The sequence below is a fragment of the Bradyrhizobium sp. SEMIA genome, from assembly GCF_014844175.1.
Lineage (GTDB): Bacteria > Pseudomonadota > Alphaproteobacteria > Rhizobiales > Xanthobacteraceae > Bradyrhizobium > Bradyrhizobium arachidis.
Map to the genome: position 1 here is coordinate 1,396,047 of NZ_CP046601.1, position 14,548 is coordinate 1,410,594.

Below are 14,548 nucleotides of genomic sequence, written 5' to 3' on the forward strand. Positions count from 1 at the left end.
TCCGGGGCGCCTCGAAGAGGCGAACCCGGAATCTCGAGGTTCTCAGGTGCGCAAGTGCGCACCATAGTTCGATGCTTCGCATCGCCCCGGAACGACCGCCAATCAATCCCCCGCCTTCAGCCGGTACCCGATCCCGGTCTCGGTCAGCACATATTGCGGGCGCTCCGGATCGGCTTCGATCTTCTGGCGGAGCTGGCGGACATAGACGCGTAAGTATTGCGCATCGGTGAGCTCGTCCCAGAGCTCCTTGAGCAGGAAACGATGGGTCAGCACCTTGCCGGCGTGCTGCACCAGCACGCGCAGGAGATCATATTCCTTCGGCGACAGCTTCACGTCGCGCTCGCCGACCTTGACGATGCGGCGGACGAGATCGACCGAGAGATCGCCGGTGCGGAAGATCGGGCGCTCGCCCTGCACCTGAAGCTGGTGCCGCAGCGCGGCGCGCAGGCGCGCCAGCAGCTCGTCCATGCCAAAGGGTTTTGTCAGATAGTCGTCGGCACCGAGATCGAGCGCCTGCACCTTGCCGGCCTCGTCGCCGCGGCTCGACAGCACCACGATCGGCACGGCCTCGTTGCGGGCGCGGATGGTGCGCAAGAGCTCATGGCCCTGGATGTCGGGCAGGCCGAGATCGAGAATGATCAGCGCAGGCTCCTCAGTGAGCTTCTCCAGCGCGATCTTGCCGTTCGACGCCTCCAGGATCTCGTAGCCCTGCGTCGAGAGCCCCATCCGCAGCAATTTGCGGATCGGCGGCTCGTCGTCGATGACAAGGACCTTGATCGGGGCGGCACTCATGCGGCGGTATCCAATGCTGGGGTCTGTGCCGGGACGGGCAGACGGATGGTGAGCACAGCGCCGCTGCGATCGCTGCGATTGGCGGCCGAGATCGTGCCGCGCATCGCCTCGACGAAGCCGCGCGAGATGGCGAGACCGAGCCCGGTGCCGGGCCGGACATGGTCGCCCTTCTGCACGCGATAGAACTTGTCGAACACGCTCTCGAGCTCGCCGGGCGGAATGCCGCCGCCCTCGTCGGCGATAGCAAGCACCACTTGATCACGCTCGCGGCGGCTCTTGATCGAGATTGTGGTCTCCGGCGGGGAATATTTGGCGGCATTGTCGAGCAAATTGAACAGCACCTGCTCGAACAGCACGGCATCGAGCTGGAGCATCGGGAGATCGGCGGCCAGCACCAGCTCCACCTTGTGCGCCGTGAGGATCTTGCTCGCGCGCCTGAGCGCGCTGCCGACGATCTCGCCGAGATCGTGCAGCGCCGTGTTCGGCACGATGGCGCCGGACTCCAATTTGGTCATGTCGAGCAGGTTGGCGATGAAGCGGTTGAGCCGCTCGGATTCGTCGATCACGGTGGCGAGCAGGTCGCGCTTCTCGGTGTCCGACAGCGCGCCGGCGAGATCGCGCATGGTCGAGGCCGCGCCCAGCACGGAGGCGAGCGGCGTCTTGAGGTCGTGCGAGATCGAGGTCAGCAGCGCGGAGCGTAAGCGCTCGGATTCCACGGTGCGCCGGACGCGGTCCATGTCCTCGACCAGCAGCACGCGCTCGATCGCGAGCGCGCCCTGGTCGACCAGCGCATCGAGCAGCCGGCGCTGGTCCGGCGTCAACAGCGGCCCGGTGCGGTCGTTGTCGATGCCGATGACGCCGATCGGCCCGCGTCCGGTGCGCATCGGCAGGAACAGCCGCTTGGCGCCCGGCAGCGTATCCGAACCGCGGCCTGCGGGACGGTCATTGCTCCAGGCCCAGTTGGCGGCGGCGAGATCGGCCTGGTCGAGCTGGTCCTCGGGCGGATAGCCTGATTTCACCGTGAGCAGGCCGTCCTCCGGCAGCAACAGCACGACGCGCACCTTCAGCATCAGCGCGATCTGGTAGGCCGTCGCCCACAGCACGTCGTCGAGCGTGCCTGTGCCGGCGAGCTTGCGGCTGAACGCATAGAGCTGCTCGGTGGTCCTGATGCGGCCGATCGCGGTGTCGGCCTGCGTACGCACGCGTCCCGCGACGTTCGAGACCACGAACGCAATCAGCATGAAGAAGAAGAACGCCGCGACATTGGTCGGATCGGTGATAGTGAACGTGTAGACCGGCGGCAGGAAAAAGAAATTGTAGGCCAGCGACGCCGCGATGCTCGCAAGCAGCGACGGCCACAGCCCGTAGCGCACGGCAACAGCCACCACCGCGGTGAGGAACATCAGGTCGACGTTCTCGACACCGAAATACGGCTTGATGAGCACCGCTGCCGCAAGGCCAAGCGCGGTAATCCCGAGCGCCTTCAGATAGGGACGTGCGTCGAACGGCTCCGACCGCGCAGCGGTCTGCACCGCGGTCTTCGGCGGCGGCTCGCTCGCGAGCTCATCGCCGGGAATGACGTGAACGCTGATGTTGCCGGCCCGGCGCACCAGGTCATGCACGACGGAGCCGCGCGTGATCTCGAACCAGCGCGAGCGCGTGGATTTGCCGATCACAATCTGGGTGACGTTGTTGGCTTGCGCGAAATTGACGACGTCGTCGGCGATGCGGCGGCCGACGGCGGGAATGGTCAGCGCCTCGCCGCCGAGCGATTCCGCCAGCCTCAGCGTATCGGCGAGCCGATCGCGCTCCTCGTCGGACAATTGCAGGGATCGCCGCGTCTCGATGGAGACCGCGGTGAACGGCGCGTGCAGCCGGTCGGCCAGCCGCTTGGTGTAGCGGACGAGGCCGGCCGCGCGCGGATCCTCGCTGACGCAGACGAGGATGCGCTCGCCCGCGGCCCAGGGGCCGGCGATGGCATTGGCCTGCATGTGGGTGAGCAGCTGCTCGTCGACCCGCTCGGCCGTGCGCCGCAACGCGAGCTCGCGGAGCGCGGTCAGGTTGCCCGGCGAGAAATAATGCTCCAGCGCCCGCTCGGCCTGCTTGGGGACGTAGACCTTGCCCTCCTTCAGCCGCTGGATCAGGTCGTCCGGCGTGAGGTCGATCAGCTCGATCGCATCGGCGCGGTCGAAGATCGAATCCGGCACGGTCTCGCGCACCCGCACATGGGTGATCTGGGCGACGACGTCGTTCAGGCTCTCGATGTGCTGGATGTTGACGGCGGTGTAGACGTCGATGCCGCGGGAGAGCAGCTCCTCGACGTCGAGATAGCGCTTGGGATGGCGGCTGCCTGCAGCGTTGGTGTGGGCGAGCTCGTCGACCAGCGCGATTTGCGGCCGGCGCGCGATCACGGCGTCGAGGTCCATCTCCTCGACCATCTGGCCGCGATAGTCGAGCCGCTTGCGCGGGACCACTTCGAGCCCGCGGACCAGCGCCTCGGTCTCGGCGCGGCCATGGGTCTCGACGAAGCCGACCACGACGTCGATGCCGGCCTTGCGCCGGGCATGGGCGCTTTGCAGCATCTCATAGGTCTTGCCAACGCCGGGAGCGGCGCCGACGAAGATCTTCAGCTTGCCGCTCGCGCTCTCCTCCCGCCGCGCTGCTTCCAGCAGCGCCTCGGGCGACGGACGTTGTTCGGGATCGCGGCGCTCTCGGACCATCAGGGCAATATAATCATCCTGATGCCACGGGCATAGACTGCTACTTTGCCGACGCGCGATCGAGCGCAAGGTTCAGCGCGAGAACGTTAACCCGGGGTTCGCCGAGCAGGCCGAGCAGACGGCCCTGGGTGTTGGCGACCACGAGCTGCTTGAGCTGGTCTTCCGCCATATTCCGCGCCTTGGCCACGCGCGGCACCTGGAATTGCGCGGCTTCCGGCGAGATGTCGGGATCGAGGCCGCTGGCCGAGGCGGTGACCAGATCGACCGGCACGGCGGCGTTCGGATTCTCAGCCTTGAGCTTGTCGACATCCTCCTTCATCCGGTCGGCCAGCGCCTTGCTGGTCGGGCCGAGATTGGAGCCGCCGGAGTTGGCGGCGTTGTAGGGCGCCGAAACCGTCTTGGTCGAATCATTGGGGTCCGGCGCCAGCGTCGCCGAGGGGCGGCCGTGGAAATATTTGTCGTCCTTGAACTCCTGCCCGATCAGGGCGGAGCCGATCACCTTGCCGTCCTTCTCGATCAGGCTGCCCTGCGCCTGCGTCGGGAAAAGCGTGCCGGCGATGGCCGTCATCGCTAGCGGATAGGCGAGGCCGGTGATGGCGGTGAGCACCAGCAACAGGACGATGGCGGGGCGTATTTCTCTGAGCATGTGGTTTCTCCAGTTCTCCCGTCATTGCGAGCGAAGCATCCCTGCCGTCGTTCCGGGGCGATGCGAAGCATCGAACCCGGAACCTCGAGATTCCGGGTTCGCCTCTTCGAGGCGCCCCGGAATGACGGGGAGATTTGCTGTTCGCATGACGGCGTTATGCCAGGTGCAAGGCGACCACGACGAGATCGATCGCCTTGATGCCGATGAAGGGAATGACGATGCCGCCGAGGCCGTAGATCAGGAGATTGCGGCGGAGCAGCGCGCCGGCACCGACGGCGCGATAGGCGACGCCCTTCAGCGCCAGCGGGATCAGCGCGATGATGATCAGCGCGTTGAAGATGATCGCCGACAGGATGGCGCTCTGCGGGCTCGACAGGTTCATGATGTTGAGCACGTTGAGCTGCGGGTAGAACGCCAGGAACATCGCCGGGATGATCGCAAAGTATTTTGCGACGTCGTTGGCGATCGAGAAGGTCGTCAGCGCACCGCGCGTCATCAAGAGCTGCTTGCCGATCTCGACCACCTCGATCAGCTTGGTCGGGTTGGAGTCGAGGTCGACCATGTTGCCGGCCTCGCGGGCCGCTTGCGTGCCGGTGTTCATGGCGACCCCGACGTCGGCCTGCGCCAGCGCCGGTGCGTCGTTGGTGCCGTCGCCGCACATGGCGACCAGCTTGCCCTTGGCCTGCTCGTCGCGGATCAGCTTGAGCTTGTCCTCGGGCGTTGCCTGCGCGAGGAAATCGTCGACACCCGCCTCCGCCGCGATCGCAGCCGCCGTCATCGGGTTGTCGCCGGTGATCATGATGGTGCGGATGCCCATGCGGCGCAGCTCGGCAAAGCGTTCGCGGATGCCGCCCTTGACGATGTCCTTGAGCTGGATGACGCCGAGCAGCTTGCCGTCCTTGGCGACCGCCAGCGGCGTGCCGCCGGCTTTCGATATCTCGTCGGCAATGGCCTGGATCTCGCGGCCGACGTCCGACAGCGGCGCGGGCTGAATGACCCGCGCGGCATTGCCCGACGCGACGGCCAGCGGCGTGCCGCCACCGACATAATTCAGCATGGCCTCGACCGCGCCCTTGCGCACCGACGAGCCGCCGGCATCGACGCCGCTCATGCGGGTCTGTGCCGTGAACGGGATGAAGGTGGCCCCTAACTCGGCCATGTCGCGGCCGCGGATGCCGTATTTCTCCTTGGCGAGCACGACGATTGAACGGCCTTCCGGCGTCTCGTCGGCAAGCGAGGCGAGCTGGGCTGCGTCGGCGAGTTCCTGCTCGGTGACGCCGCGCACGGGACGGAACGCAGTGGCCTGGCGGTTGCCGAGGGTGATGGTGCCGGTCTTGTCGAGCAGCAGCGTGTCGACGTCACCGGCGGCCTCGACCGCACGGCCCGACATCGCCAGCACATTGAAGCGCACCAGACGATCCATGCCGGCGATGCCGATCGCCGAGAGCAGCGCGCCGATCGTGGTCGGGATCAGCGTCACGAACAATGCGACCAGCACGATCACCGAGATCGAGCCGCCGGCATAGGCGGCATAGCTCGGAATGGTGACGGTGGCGAACACGAAGATGATGGTGAGGCCCGCGAGCAAGATATTGAGCGCGATCTCGTTCGGCGTCTTCGCCCTCTCGGCGCCTTCGACCAGCTTGATCATGCGATCGATGAAGGTCGAGCCTTGCGCCGCGGTGATGCGCACGCGGATCCAGTCGGACAGCACCTGAGTGCCGCCGGTGACCGCCGAGCGGTCGCCACCGGATTCGCGGATGACGGGTGCGGATTCGCCGGTGATGGCGGCCTCGTTGACGGAGGCGACGCCCTCGATCACCTCGCCGTCCGAGGGGATGGTATCGCCGGCTTCGACCAGCACGATGTCGCCGACCTTCAGGCTGGTGCCCGGCACCAGCTTGAAGGCCTGGCCTGCACCGGTCAGCAGCTTGGCCTGGCTCTCGGTGCGGGTCTTGCGCAAGGAGTCGGCCTGCGCCTTGCCGCGGCCTTCGGCGACCGCTTCGGCGAAGTTGGCGAACAGCACCGTGAACCAGAGCCAGAGGATGATCTGGAAGGTGAAGCCGAGGCCGGCGCCGCCCGTGACGAGGTCGCGCAGGAAGATCACGGTGGTGAGCGCGGCGACGATCTCGACCACGAACATCACGGGGTTCTTCACCATCAGCCGCGGGTTCAGCTTGGTGAAGGACGCGCTGATCGCGGGCAGCACGATCTTGGGATCGAGCATGGCCGACATCGGAGCGCGCTTTTGCAGTTTCATCGTTTCCATGGAGGTCACTCCAACAATCAGAAGTCTGTCAGAACACTTGGTTCAGAACATTTGGCTCAGAACACTTGGCCGGCGTTCATCGCGAGATGCTCGACGATCGGACCGAGCGCGAGCGCCGGGAAGAAGGTCAGGCCGCCGATGATCAGGATCACGCCGACGACGAGGCCGACGAACAGTCCGCCGGTGGTCGGGAACGTGCCTGCCGAGGGCGGGATCGATTTCTTGGCCGCGAGCGAACCTGCGATCGCCATCGCCGGCACGATCATGAAGAAGCGGCCGACGAACATCGCGGATGCGAGCGTGAGGTTGTAGAAGAGGGTGTTGCCGGTGAGGCCCGCGAAGGCCGAGCCGTTGTTGCCGGTCGCCGAGGTGAAGGCGTAGAGCACCTCGGTGAAGCCGTGCGGGCCGGCATTGGCCATCGAGGCCACCGCCGCCGGATAGACCACGCCGACCGCGGTCCAGCCGAGATACATCAGCGGCAGCACCAGGATCGCGAGCATCGCCATCTTGACCTCGCGCGCCTCGATCTTCTTGCCGACATATTCCGGCGTGCGGCCGACCATCAGGCCGGCGACGAAGATTGCGAGCACGACGAACAGCAGCATGCCGTAGAGGCCGGCGCCGACGCCGCCGATGATGATCTCACCGAGCTGCATGTTGATCAGCGGGATCATGCCGCCGAGCGCGGTGAAGCTGTCATGCATGGCGTTGACTGCGCCACAGGAGGCGGCTGTGGTGACCACGGCAAACAGCGAGGACGCGACGATGCCGAAGCGGACCTCCTTGCCCTCCATGTTGCCGCCGGTCAGACCCAGCGCCTGCATGGTCTCGGTGCCGTGCGCTTCCGCCCAATAGGTGACGGTGACGCCGGCGATGAACAGCACGCCCATCACGGCCAAAATCGCCCAGCCCTGGCGCTGGTTGCCGACCATGCGGCCGAACACGTTGGTCATGGCGGCGCCGATCAGGAAGATCGACAGCATCTGCACCAAGTTCGACAGCGCGGTCGGGTTCTCGAAAGGATGCGCCGCGTTGGCGTTGAAGAAGCCGCCGCCATTGGTGCCGAGCATCTTGATCGCGACCTGCGAGGCGACCGGGCCGACCGCGATGGTCTGCTTGGCGCCTTCGAGCGTCGTCGCCTCGACATACGGTCCGAGCGTCTGCGGCATGCCCTGCCAGACCAGGAACAGGCAGTAAACCACGCAGATCGGCAGCAGCACGTAGAGCGTGGTGCGGGTGACGTCGACCCAGAAATTGCCGACCGTGCGCATCGAGGCGCGCGAGAAGCCGCGGATCAGGGCGACAGCGAGCGCGATGCCGGTTGCGGCGGACAGGAAGTTCTGGTGCGTCAGGCCGAGCATCTGCACGAGATAGGACACCGTGCTCTCGCCGCCGTAGTTCTGCCAGTTGGTGTTGGTGATGAAGGAGATCGCGGTGTTGAAGGAGAGATCCTCCGCGACCGCGCCCTGCCCTGCCGGATTGAACGGGAGCATGGCCTGAAGCCGCATCACGCCGTAGATGATGAGGAAGCCGCCGACATGGAACAGCAGCATGGCGACCGTGTAGGTCAGCCAATGCTGCTCGCGCCTCTCGTCGACGCCGGAGATCCAGTAGATGCCGGCCTCGATCGGGCGCAGCACCGGCGACAGGAAGGTCCGCTCGCCGTTGAAAACGCGCGTCATGTACCCGCCCAGCGGTTTCGTAAGCGCGACGATGATAAGGCAGAAGAGTATGATCTGGAGCCAACCGATCATGGTCATGGAATCAACCTTTCAGGCTTTCCGTCCTGCGCAGCAGCGGCAGGAGCAGCACAAGCAGGCCGGCGACGAGCAGGACGTCCGCCAGCAGCAATTCGACAAGCAGCAACACGGCTCAGAACCGTTCCGGCCGCAGCAGCGCATAGGTGAGATAGACCAGGAGGCCGAACGAGACGGCGCCGGCGAGGGCATAGTCGAAGATCATGGCCCGCTCCCTCACAGCCGTTCGCAGGCATAGGTGTAGCCGATCGCAAGGGCGAAGAAGACGAAGCCCAGCGCCAGCATCAGAATGTCCATCATCGGATTGCTCCTCGTTGCGCGACGAATATCCGGCCTGTCTCCGGATCCCGGCTCCGCGCCAATGCAATGCATGTCTCCGGCGAACGGCCGGAGCTTTCACCGCACCGAGATGCCATCACGCGCATAGGTTTTCGAGATGAGCCCTATGGCGACCTTATAGGAATCCCATAAAGACCGACCGTCGTTGAGGGCGGCCGAAATGACACCGGCAAGGCACTCCCGATATTGGCCCGAGACGGCAGGGATGCCGATCAGGCATCACCTTCACTGCCGATAATTATAGCGGACCCTCGCCCTGGTCTTCCATAAACGCCTGCCACAAATTGCTGCGGGCGTTTCGCAAAAACGACGGTCGGACATGGGCGCTAGCCGCGCGCCCTGCCCGGCGGCGCCCGTGCCTTTATGAAATCCCTATTTCTCTCGCCTCCTCCTCATCTCGTTTTCAAATGCCGTTCCCGCCATCTTGGAGAGGCCGGCCGACTGACCGACGCCCATTCCAGGAGGCCTGATATGACCGCCGCTCTCCGCCACTACGACCCGCCGTCGCTCGGCAAGCGTTTGGCCAATGCGCATGCACTGACGCAACCGTTGATGCTCGACATCATCGATCACGCCTGCCGGCGATTTCCCTCGCTCGGCCAGAGCGCGCGCACGGCCCGCCTCATGCGCCTGATCGACGCGGAGGCCTGGACCGATGCCGCGCTGGCGCTGATAGAGATCGAGCTGCCGCTTTGGCAGGTCCGCCGCATCGCCTATGACGAAGGCGAATGGCATTGCGCTCTCTCCCGCGAACGTGAATTGCCTGACTGGCTGGACGCGGCAGTCGAGGCACATCACGCCGATCTTGCGATCGCACTCTTGTCTGCGTTCATCGAGGTGCAGGCGCTCGCCGTGGAGGCGTCGCGGCCAAGCGTTCCCACGGTGAGGCTCGCCATGGATTCGCTCTACGAGCCGGTTGCCTGCGAGAACTTCAGCTAAGCCAGCGTTCGTGCCTTGCCGCAATCCTCAGACATATCGCGGGCCCTGAGCCCGGCGCGGGTGACCGCGCGCTTTGCCGTGCGCGTCGTTCTCCTCGCCGGCGTTGCCGCATTCGGCAGCATCGGCTTCGGACGCAGCCTGGCCGCCCTGCTCTGGATGTCGATCATCCTGTGTGCGGCCGTCGGCCTTCTCAGGCGTGAGCCGCTGTTCGGTGCCGTCCTCAATCACTGGGACGAATGCGCCGCGTTCGGCGCGCTGTTCGCGCTGGTTCATCTCGCCAGCGAGCTGGGCTGATCACGCGGCTTTATGCGCTTCCTATGAGATCGCCGCACCGCCTCACTCGAAATCATATTCGCTTGAAAAGATATTGATCGGACGGTTGCGGGCTTGCGTCCGCCGCCTCTGTCAATCGGAAAGGACTACGTCCATGAAGCTCGTCGAACCGCCCTCGTGCAGCTCCCCCTCGACTATCGTCTTCGTCGGCCGCAACCACAGGGGACAATGGGTCGCGCAGGAGCAGAGCGGCCTCTATGGCGGCCTGTTCGTCAGCCGCGCCCAGGCCATCAAATATGCGCTGTTCGAGAACGGGCAGCACCCTGAAACCATCGTCGAGCTGCCACGCGAGCTCGAGCTCGACATGGGCAAGAATCCCAACAGCATCCTCTCACAGCGCGCCGCCTGAGCGCGTTTGCCGCGAGGCACCATGTTCATCCCTCCCTCAGCCTGGTTCACCGGCTTCATTCCGGACCTGCCGACACCGTTCGACACGGCGGACGCGGTTGACATCAACGCGTTCGCCGCGCTCTGCGAGCGCCAGATCGCCGCGAGTGCTCCCGCGATCGTGGTCTGCGAGACGGCCGGCGAGGCATCGACACTCTCGCCGGCCGAGCAGGAGCTGGTCATCCGCACTGCGGTCGATGTCGCCCGCGGCCGCGTCCGGGTCATTGCCGGCGCCGTCTCGAATTCAACGAGCCATGCCATCGAGCTCGCGCGGCGCGCGGAGGCGGCCGGCGCCGACGCCATCATGTCGGTCGTTCCGGCCTACAACAAACCGATGCAGGAGGGCATGCTCGCGCACTTCCGCAGCCTTGCAGGTTCGATCGGCCTGCCGGTGATCCTGCACGACATTCCCTCCCGCACGCTGCGCCCACTGGCCGACGAGACGCTGCTGCGTCTCGTCGAATCCCGGCGATTTGTGGGCCTGCGCGATGGAAGCGGTGACATCACCCGCCCCATGCGCCTGTCGCGGCATCTGCCGGCGGGGTTTCGCTTCCTGTCCGGCGACGACGCCACCGCGTTCGGCTTCATCACGGACGGCGGCGATGGCGCGATCTCGGAGGTCGCCAATATCGCGCCGGATCTCTGCCGCACGATCTTCTCGCATGTCAGGCAGGGGCGCCTGCAATCGGCGCGCTACCTGCACAAGCGCCTCATTCCCCTGATCGCCTGCCTGTCGAAGGAGAGCCCGGCGGCACTCAAATATGCGCTCAGCGTGCTCGGCCTGATGTCGGAAGCCACACGGCTGCCGATCGTGCCGCTGGAGGCGACCAGGCAGCGGGAGGTGATCCGCGCCTTCGCCGCGATCGCCGACGAGGAACTGATCGACGGCGTCGGGGCCTGAGGCGTCGCGGGCGGGCATCGCATGCCGACATTGGTCGAAGGAACTCAGAGGCTGCTCCACGCCTGGCAATTGGCGCTGCTGCGCTTTGCCGTGACACGTGATGAGCCCGACAGGCTCAACGTCGCGGCGCTCGCGGCCGAGCTCGATCACCTCGGCGGGCGGCGTCACGCCGACGACTCGCTACACTTCTTCCGGCGCACCAGCTCGCAGCTCTGCGCGGCCATCGGCGGGCAGCACCAGAATGCCGATGCGATCCTGGACGGCTTCTGCAAGCAGATCGAGGAGCCGCGGCTGCGGCTTGCCTTTGCGGCGGCGATCGGGATGACGCATTCGGATCCTGCGCCGTCGCAGCTGCGGCCGAAGCGGAACCCCGATCTCTTCAGAGGGCTGCCGGCGCGACGGTCGGCGTCTTTATGAGATTCCTATGCCGGCAGCCCGGCGGTCATCTCGCAATCCTACGCAGCGATGGACATCATTACCAAGCAGATTGGAGCGGCCGTCTCGCCGCACCAAGGACAAGGACTTCCAACATGTCGATCCTGACGCATGGCCTTGACCGGCCCTTCCCCGTCGAACGCCCGGTGCGGCTGTCAACGGCACGCAAGGCCCGGCTCAAGCGCCTCGCACTCGGCGCGCTGACCCTGCTCTCGATGGGCAGCGTGCTCACCGCGCTGATCGCGCTAAAGACCGCAATCTATGTCTGGCACCTGCACGCCTGAGCCGCAAGGAGGTCCCCATGACCTTGCAAATGTGTGAAGAGGCCGCGATGGCCGCAATCGCTCTTCAAACCGCCCATCACCGGCCGGAGCCCCGGCAGGTGCAGGCGATGCTTGGACCGATCGACCCGGATGTCGTCAGCGCCGCCATTCCGGCCTTCTTCATCGGGCGCAACAGCGCCGGCCTCTGGGTCGCGCGCGAGGCGAACGGCCGCATCGGCGGTCTGTTCCTGTTCAAGAGCTCGGCGATGGACTTCGCCAACCGTCAGAGCGCGCCGGCGCGCTGCGCGCTGGTGTTTCCCACCGAGACGATCGAGCTCGACGTCGAGAACCGCGGCAATCCGCTGATCGTGCTGGCGCAGGGCGCCATGCGGCTCCTGGCGCGCATGACCACGAGGCGGCCGACATGATCGAGCTCAAGATCGCCATCCTGGTTGCGCTGATGGGTGCGTTGCTGCTCGGCCTGCGCCTCACCGCGGCGCCGGACCGCTAGCATGCAGCTCCTCAAGGGAAATCTCGAGCACGCGGTCACGACGACGATCCTGACCATGACGCTGAGCCTGATCTGGGGCGCGGTCCTGACGCTCGTGATCACGCTTCTGGCCCGCGGGCTCGGGGTCTAGCCCCTCTCCGCCTCCGCCTCGATCAGCCGCGCCAGCTCTGCCGCCGTGGTCTCGATCGGCCGGCCGCTGCGCTCGACGCGTGCCTGGATCAGTGCGCCCTGGAGCGCCGAGGTGCAGAGCACGGCGAGCGCCTCCGCGCGCGGCCGGGCAAATCCATCGGCGCTCAGCTTCTCGCGCAGGATCGATAGCCGCGCTGCATAGGCCTTGCGGCCGGCCTCCGATACAGCACGCTCGCGCGGCGCCAGCTCCAGCAGCACGGTCGTGATCGGGCAGCCGTTACGAAAGCCAGAGCTTTGCATCCAGCCCGCCAGCAATCTCGCATGCGCCCGCAAGAGTTCGCCGGTCGAGCCACACTCGGCCGCGAGCTTGGCCACGGTGTCCGCGACCCGGCGGCCCGCCTCCTCGACTGCGGCCACCGCGATCGAGGATTTTCCGTCCGGAAAGTAATGATAGAGCGAGCCCTTCGGCGCGCCGCTGACATCGACGATGTCGTTAAGGCCGGTGCGGGCAAATCCCTGGCGACGGAATAACGTCACGGCGGCATTGATGATGGGCTGGCGGTGTTTCGGCACGGCCGGCATGGCGCGCTCCTCCGGTCGGAAATTATATTGATTGGTCTACATCAGCTTCCGACAGTCAAGGCACGACCAACGACAAGGAGAGGCAGATGCCCAAGGCAGTGAGCTACGAGCTGAACGACGGCGTGGCCCGGATCGGGCTCGACGACGGCAAGGTCAACGTGATGTCGACTGCGATGCTGGCGGAGATCGGCGCCGCCTTCGACCGGGCCGAGACAGAGGCGGAGATGGTGGTGTTGCGCTCGGCGCGGCCCGGCATCTTCTCCGCCGGCTTCGATCTGAAGGTGTTCGCCTCGGGCGATGCCGCCAAAAGCCTCGAGATGGTCCGGGCCGGCGCGGAGCTTGCGCTGCGGCTGATGTCGTTTCCGCATCCGATCATCGGCTTGATGGAGGGCCATGCCTATCCAATGGGAACGTTCCTGCTGCTCGCCTGCGACGTCAGGCTCGGCGCGCACGGGCCGCACCGCATGGGGCTCAACGAGGTCGCGATCGGCATTGCGCCGCCCAGCTTTGCGATCGAGCTGGCGCGCAGCCGCGTGCACCCGGCCTGGCTCAGCCGCACGGCGACGCTGGGCGAAATGTACGAGCCCGAGGACGCGCTCGCGGCAGGTTTCCTCGACCGCGTGGTTGCGCCCGAGGCCATCGAGGGCACCCTCGAGCAGATCATCGCGGCCCTGCGCGCGATCCACAAGCCGTCGCATGCGATCGCGAAGAAGCGGCTGCGCCAGGCCGCCATGGACGCCATGCGCGCGGCGATCGACCGTGAATTGACCATGGCTGCCTACGAGGCAAGCAGCCGGGCCCGCACGGCGGTTGCGATGCCCGCCTGAGGCCGCGTATCCCGCGGAAAAAACCCGGCCGATCTGGCGCAATTTCACGGAACCGTGTAGAGCGGTTTCATGAGCAGCACCAACGTCCACGTCGTCGCCCACCCCCTGGTCCAGCACAAGCTCTCCCTGATGCGGGAGAAGGACCGCTCGACCAAGAGCTTTCGCGAGATCCTGAACGAGATCGGGATGCTGCTCTGCTACGAGGTGACGCGGGATCTGCCGCTGGAGCTGGTCGAGATCGAGACGCCGATCGCGCCGATGCAGGCGCCGAAGATCGCCGGCAAGAAGCTCACGCTGGCGCCGATCCTGCGCGCCGGCGTCGGCTTCCTCGACGGCATGCTGGCGCTGATGCCCTCGGCGCGCATCGCCCATATCGGACTCTATCGCGACCCCGAGACATTGCAGGCCGTGGAATATTACTTCAAGGCGCCGCAGGACCTGTCCGACCGTACCGTGATCCTGATGGACCCGATGCTGGCGACAGGCAACTCGGCCTGCGCCGGCGCCTCCCTGCTCAAGGCGCGCGGCGCCCGCGACATCCGCTTCGTCTGCCTTCTGGCCGCGCCCGAGGGCGTCGCGCAATTCCAGAGCGAGCATCCCGACGTGCCGGTCTGGACCGCCGCGATCGACGAGCGGCTCAACGACCACGGCTACATCGTGCCGGGCCTGGGCGACGCCGGCGACCGGATGTTCGGCACCAAGTAGACAGCCGCGCGCT

Annotated in this window: 18 protein-coding genes; 10 read left to right on the forward strand and 8 right to left on the reverse strand. The window is 66.1% G+C overall.

The features are described 5' to 3' along the window. Window positions 1–102: 102 nt before the first annotated feature. From FOM02_RS06630 to FOM02_RS06660, 7 genes are all read right to left on the reverse strand, one after another. Window positions 103–792 (reverse strand): response regulator, encoded by a 690-nt coding sequence (locus FOM02_RS06630; protein ID WP_027560809.1) that lies wholly within the window; start codon window positions 790–792, stop codon window positions 103–105. Continuing rightward, the gene (locus FOM02_RS06635) at window positions 789–3,512 is read right to left on the reverse strand and encodes a sensor histidine kinase (RefSeq protein WP_027560810.1); all 2,724 of its coding nucleotides are present in this window, start codon (window positions 3,510–3,512) and stop codon (window positions 789–791) included. Before FOM02_RS06635 ends, FOM02_RS06630 begins: the two co-directional genes overlap by 4 nt. A gap of 40 nt (window positions 3,513–3,552) precedes the next feature. Continuing rightward, window positions 3,553–4,158, reverse strand: coding sequence for a K(+)-transporting ATPase subunit C (locus FOM02_RS06640; RefSeq protein ID WP_027560811.1), 606 nt, complete (start codon window positions 4,156–4,158; stop codon window positions 3,553–3,555). Window positions 4,159–4,312: 154 nt separating this feature from the next. Then, window positions 4,313–6,427 carry a potassium-transporting ATPase subunit KdpB gene (gene kdpB, locus FOM02_RS06645; RefSeq protein ID WP_027560812.1) on the reverse strand — a complete coding sequence of 705 codons (2,115 nt, stop codon included), beginning with the start codon at window positions 6,425–6,427 and terminating at the stop codon, window positions 4,313–4,315. A 56-nt stretch (window positions 6,428–6,483) separates the two neighbouring features. Then, window positions 6,484–8,187 (reverse strand): potassium-transporting ATPase subunit KdpA, encoded by a 1,704-nt coding sequence (kdpA, locus tag FOM02_RS06650; protein WP_027560813.1) that lies wholly within the window; start codon window positions 8,185–8,187, stop codon window positions 6,484–6,486. Window positions 8,188–8,299: 112 nt separating this feature from the next. Next, window positions 8,300–8,389 (reverse strand): K(+)-transporting ATPase subunit F, encoded by a 90-nt coding sequence (locus tag FOM02_RS06655; protein ID WP_018641117.1) that lies wholly within the window; start codon window positions 8,387–8,389, stop codon window positions 8,300–8,302. Between the two features lie 11 nt (window positions 8,390–8,400). Continuing rightward, window positions 8,401–8,556, reverse strand: coding sequence for a hypothetical protein (locus FOM02_RS06660; RefSeq protein ID WP_167336462.1), 156 nt, complete (start codon window positions 8,554–8,556; stop codon window positions 8,401–8,403). Window positions 8,557–8,994: 438 nt separating this feature from the next. Here FOM02_RS06660 and FOM02_RS06665 point away from each other — a divergent pair, with 438 nt between their 5' ends. The 8 genes from FOM02_RS06665 (at window position 8,995) to FOM02_RS06700 (ending at window position 12,422) form a co-directional block, all read left to right on the forward strand. Then, complete coding sequence (locus FOM02_RS06665) at window positions 8,995–9,462, forward strand: hypothetical protein (RefSeq protein ID WP_027560814.1); 468 nt, start codon at window positions 8,995–8,997, stop codon at window positions 9,460–9,462. Window positions 9,463–9,477: 15 nt separating this feature from the next. After that, window positions 9,478–9,756 (forward strand): hypothetical protein, encoded by a 279-nt coding sequence (locus tag FOM02_RS06670; RefSeq protein ID WP_027560815.1) that lies wholly within the window; start codon window positions 9,478–9,480, stop codon window positions 9,754–9,756. A 133-nt stretch (window positions 9,757–9,889) separates the two neighbouring features. Then, a complete protein-coding gene (locus tag FOM02_RS06675) occupies window positions 9,890–10,144 on the forward strand; it encodes a hypothetical protein (RefSeq protein WP_027560816.1) in 255 nt (84 codons plus the stop codon). A 21-nt stretch (window positions 10,145–10,165) separates the two neighbouring features. After that, entirely contained in the window at window positions 10,166–11,083 is a 918-nt protein-coding gene (gene dapA, locus FOM02_RS06680; protein WP_027560817.1) for a 4-hydroxy-tetrahydrodipicolinate synthase, read from the forward strand. Between the two features lie 69 nt (window positions 11,084–11,152). Further along, complete coding sequence (locus FOM02_RS06685; RefSeq protein WP_231164107.1) at window positions 11,153–11,500, forward strand: hypothetical protein; 348 nt, start codon at window positions 11,153–11,155, stop codon at window positions 11,498–11,500. A gap of 113 nt (window positions 11,501–11,613) precedes the next feature. Next, complete coding sequence (locus tag FOM02_RS06690) at window positions 11,614–11,802, forward strand: hypothetical protein (RefSeq protein ID WP_027560819.1); 189 nt, start codon at window positions 11,614–11,616, stop codon at window positions 11,800–11,802. A 17-nt stretch (window positions 11,803–11,819) separates the two neighbouring features. Further along, a complete protein-coding gene (locus FOM02_RS06695; protein ID WP_027560820.1) occupies window positions 11,820–12,209 on the forward strand; it encodes a hypothetical protein in 390 nt (129 codons plus the stop codon). Between the two features lie 84 nt (window positions 12,210–12,293). After that, the gene (locus FOM02_RS06700; protein WP_265441509.1) at window positions 12,294–12,422 is read left to right on the forward strand and encodes a hypothetical protein; all 129 of its coding nucleotides are present in this window, start codon (window positions 12,294–12,296) and stop codon (window positions 12,420–12,422) included. On the opposite strand, the gene FOM02_RS06705 is transcribed toward FOM02_RS06700, so the two are convergent. Next, window positions 12,419–13,003 (reverse strand): TetR/AcrR family transcriptional regulator, encoded by a 585-nt coding sequence (locus FOM02_RS06705; RefSeq protein ID WP_027560821.1) that lies wholly within the window; start codon window positions 13,001–13,003, stop codon window positions 12,419–12,421. The two genes, FOM02_RS06700 and FOM02_RS06705, sit on opposite strands and share 4 nt — an antisense overlap. A gap of 86 nt (window positions 13,004–13,089) precedes the next feature. Between FOM02_RS06705 and FOM02_RS06710 the strand changes: the two genes are divergently transcribed. Then, a complete protein-coding gene (locus tag FOM02_RS06710) occupies window positions 13,090–13,830 on the forward strand; it encodes a crotonase/enoyl-CoA hydratase family protein (RefSeq protein ID WP_027560822.1) in 741 nt (246 codons plus the stop codon). Window positions 13,831–13,899: 69 nt separating this feature from the next. Continuing rightward, window positions 13,900–14,535, forward strand: a complete 636-nt coding sequence (gene upp, locus FOM02_RS06715) for a uracil phosphoribosyltransferase (protein ID WP_027560823.1) — start codon at window positions 13,900–13,902, stop codon at window positions 14,533–14,535. Window positions 14,536–14,548: the final 13 nt, after the last annotated feature.

Excerpts from the sequence above, each read along its gene's own strand:
- FOM02_RS06660 (WP_167336462.1), bottom strand. The coding sequence starts at position 8,556 with ATGCATTGCATTGGCGCGGAGCCGGGATCCGGAGACAGGCCGGATATT.
- FOM02_RS06675 (WP_027560816.1), top strand. The coding sequence starts at position 9,890 with ATGAAGCTCGTCGAACCGCCCTCGTGCAGCTCCCCCTCGACTATCGTC.
- FOM02_RS06635 (WP_027560810.1), bottom strand. The coding sequence starts at position 3,512 with ATGGTCCGAGAGCGCCGCGATCCCGAACAACGTCCGTCGCCCGAGGCG.
- FOM02_RS06695 (WP_027560820.1), top strand. The coding sequence starts at position 11,820 with ATGACCTTGCAAATGTGTGAAGAGGCCGCGATGGCCGCAATCGCTCTT.
- FOM02_RS06690 (WP_027560819.1), top strand. The coding sequence starts at position 11,614 with ATGTCGATCCTGACGCATGGCCTTGACCGGCCCTTCCCCGTCGAACGC.
- FOM02_RS06630 (WP_027560809.1), bottom strand. The coding sequence starts at position 792 with ATGAGTGCCGCCCCGATCAAGGTCCTTGTCATCGACGACGAGCCGCCG.
- FOM02_RS06640 (WP_027560811.1), bottom strand. The coding sequence starts at position 4,158 with ATGCTCAGAGAAATACGCCCCGCCATCGTCCTGTTGCTGGTGCTCACC.
- kdpB (WP_027560812.1), bottom strand. The coding sequence starts at position 6,427 with ATGGAAACGATGAAACTGCAAAAGCGCGCTCCGATGTCGGCCATGCTC.
- FOM02_RS06710 (WP_027560822.1), top strand. The coding sequence starts at position 13,090 with ATGCCCAAGGCAGTGAGCTACGAGCTGAACGACGGCGTGGCCCGGATC.
- FOM02_RS06655 (WP_018641117.1), bottom strand. The coding sequence starts at position 8,389 with ATGATCTTCGACTATGCCCTCGCCGGCGCCGTCTCGTTCGGCCTCCTG.
- FOM02_RS06665 (WP_027560814.1), top strand. The coding sequence starts at position 8,995 with ATGACCGCCGCTCTCCGCCACTACGACCCGCCGTCGCTCGGCAAGCGT.
- kdpA (WP_027560813.1), bottom strand. The coding sequence starts at position 8,187 with ATGACCATGATCGGTTGGCTCCAGATCATACTCTTCTGCCTTATCATC.
- FOM02_RS06700 (WP_265441509.1), top strand. The coding sequence starts at position 12,294 with ATGCAGCTCCTCAAGGGAAATCTCGAGCACGCGGTCACGACGACGATC.
- dapA (WP_027560817.1), top strand. The coding sequence starts at position 10,166 with ATGTTCATCCCTCCCTCAGCCTGGTTCACCGGCTTCATTCCGGACCTG.
- FOM02_RS06705 (WP_027560821.1), bottom strand. The coding sequence starts at position 13,003 with ATGCCGGCCGTGCCGAAACACCGCCAGCCCATCATCAATGCCGCCGTG.
- upp (WP_027560823.1), top strand. The coding sequence starts at position 13,900 with ATGAGCAGCACCAACGTCCACGTCGTCGCCCACCCCCTGGTCCAGCAC.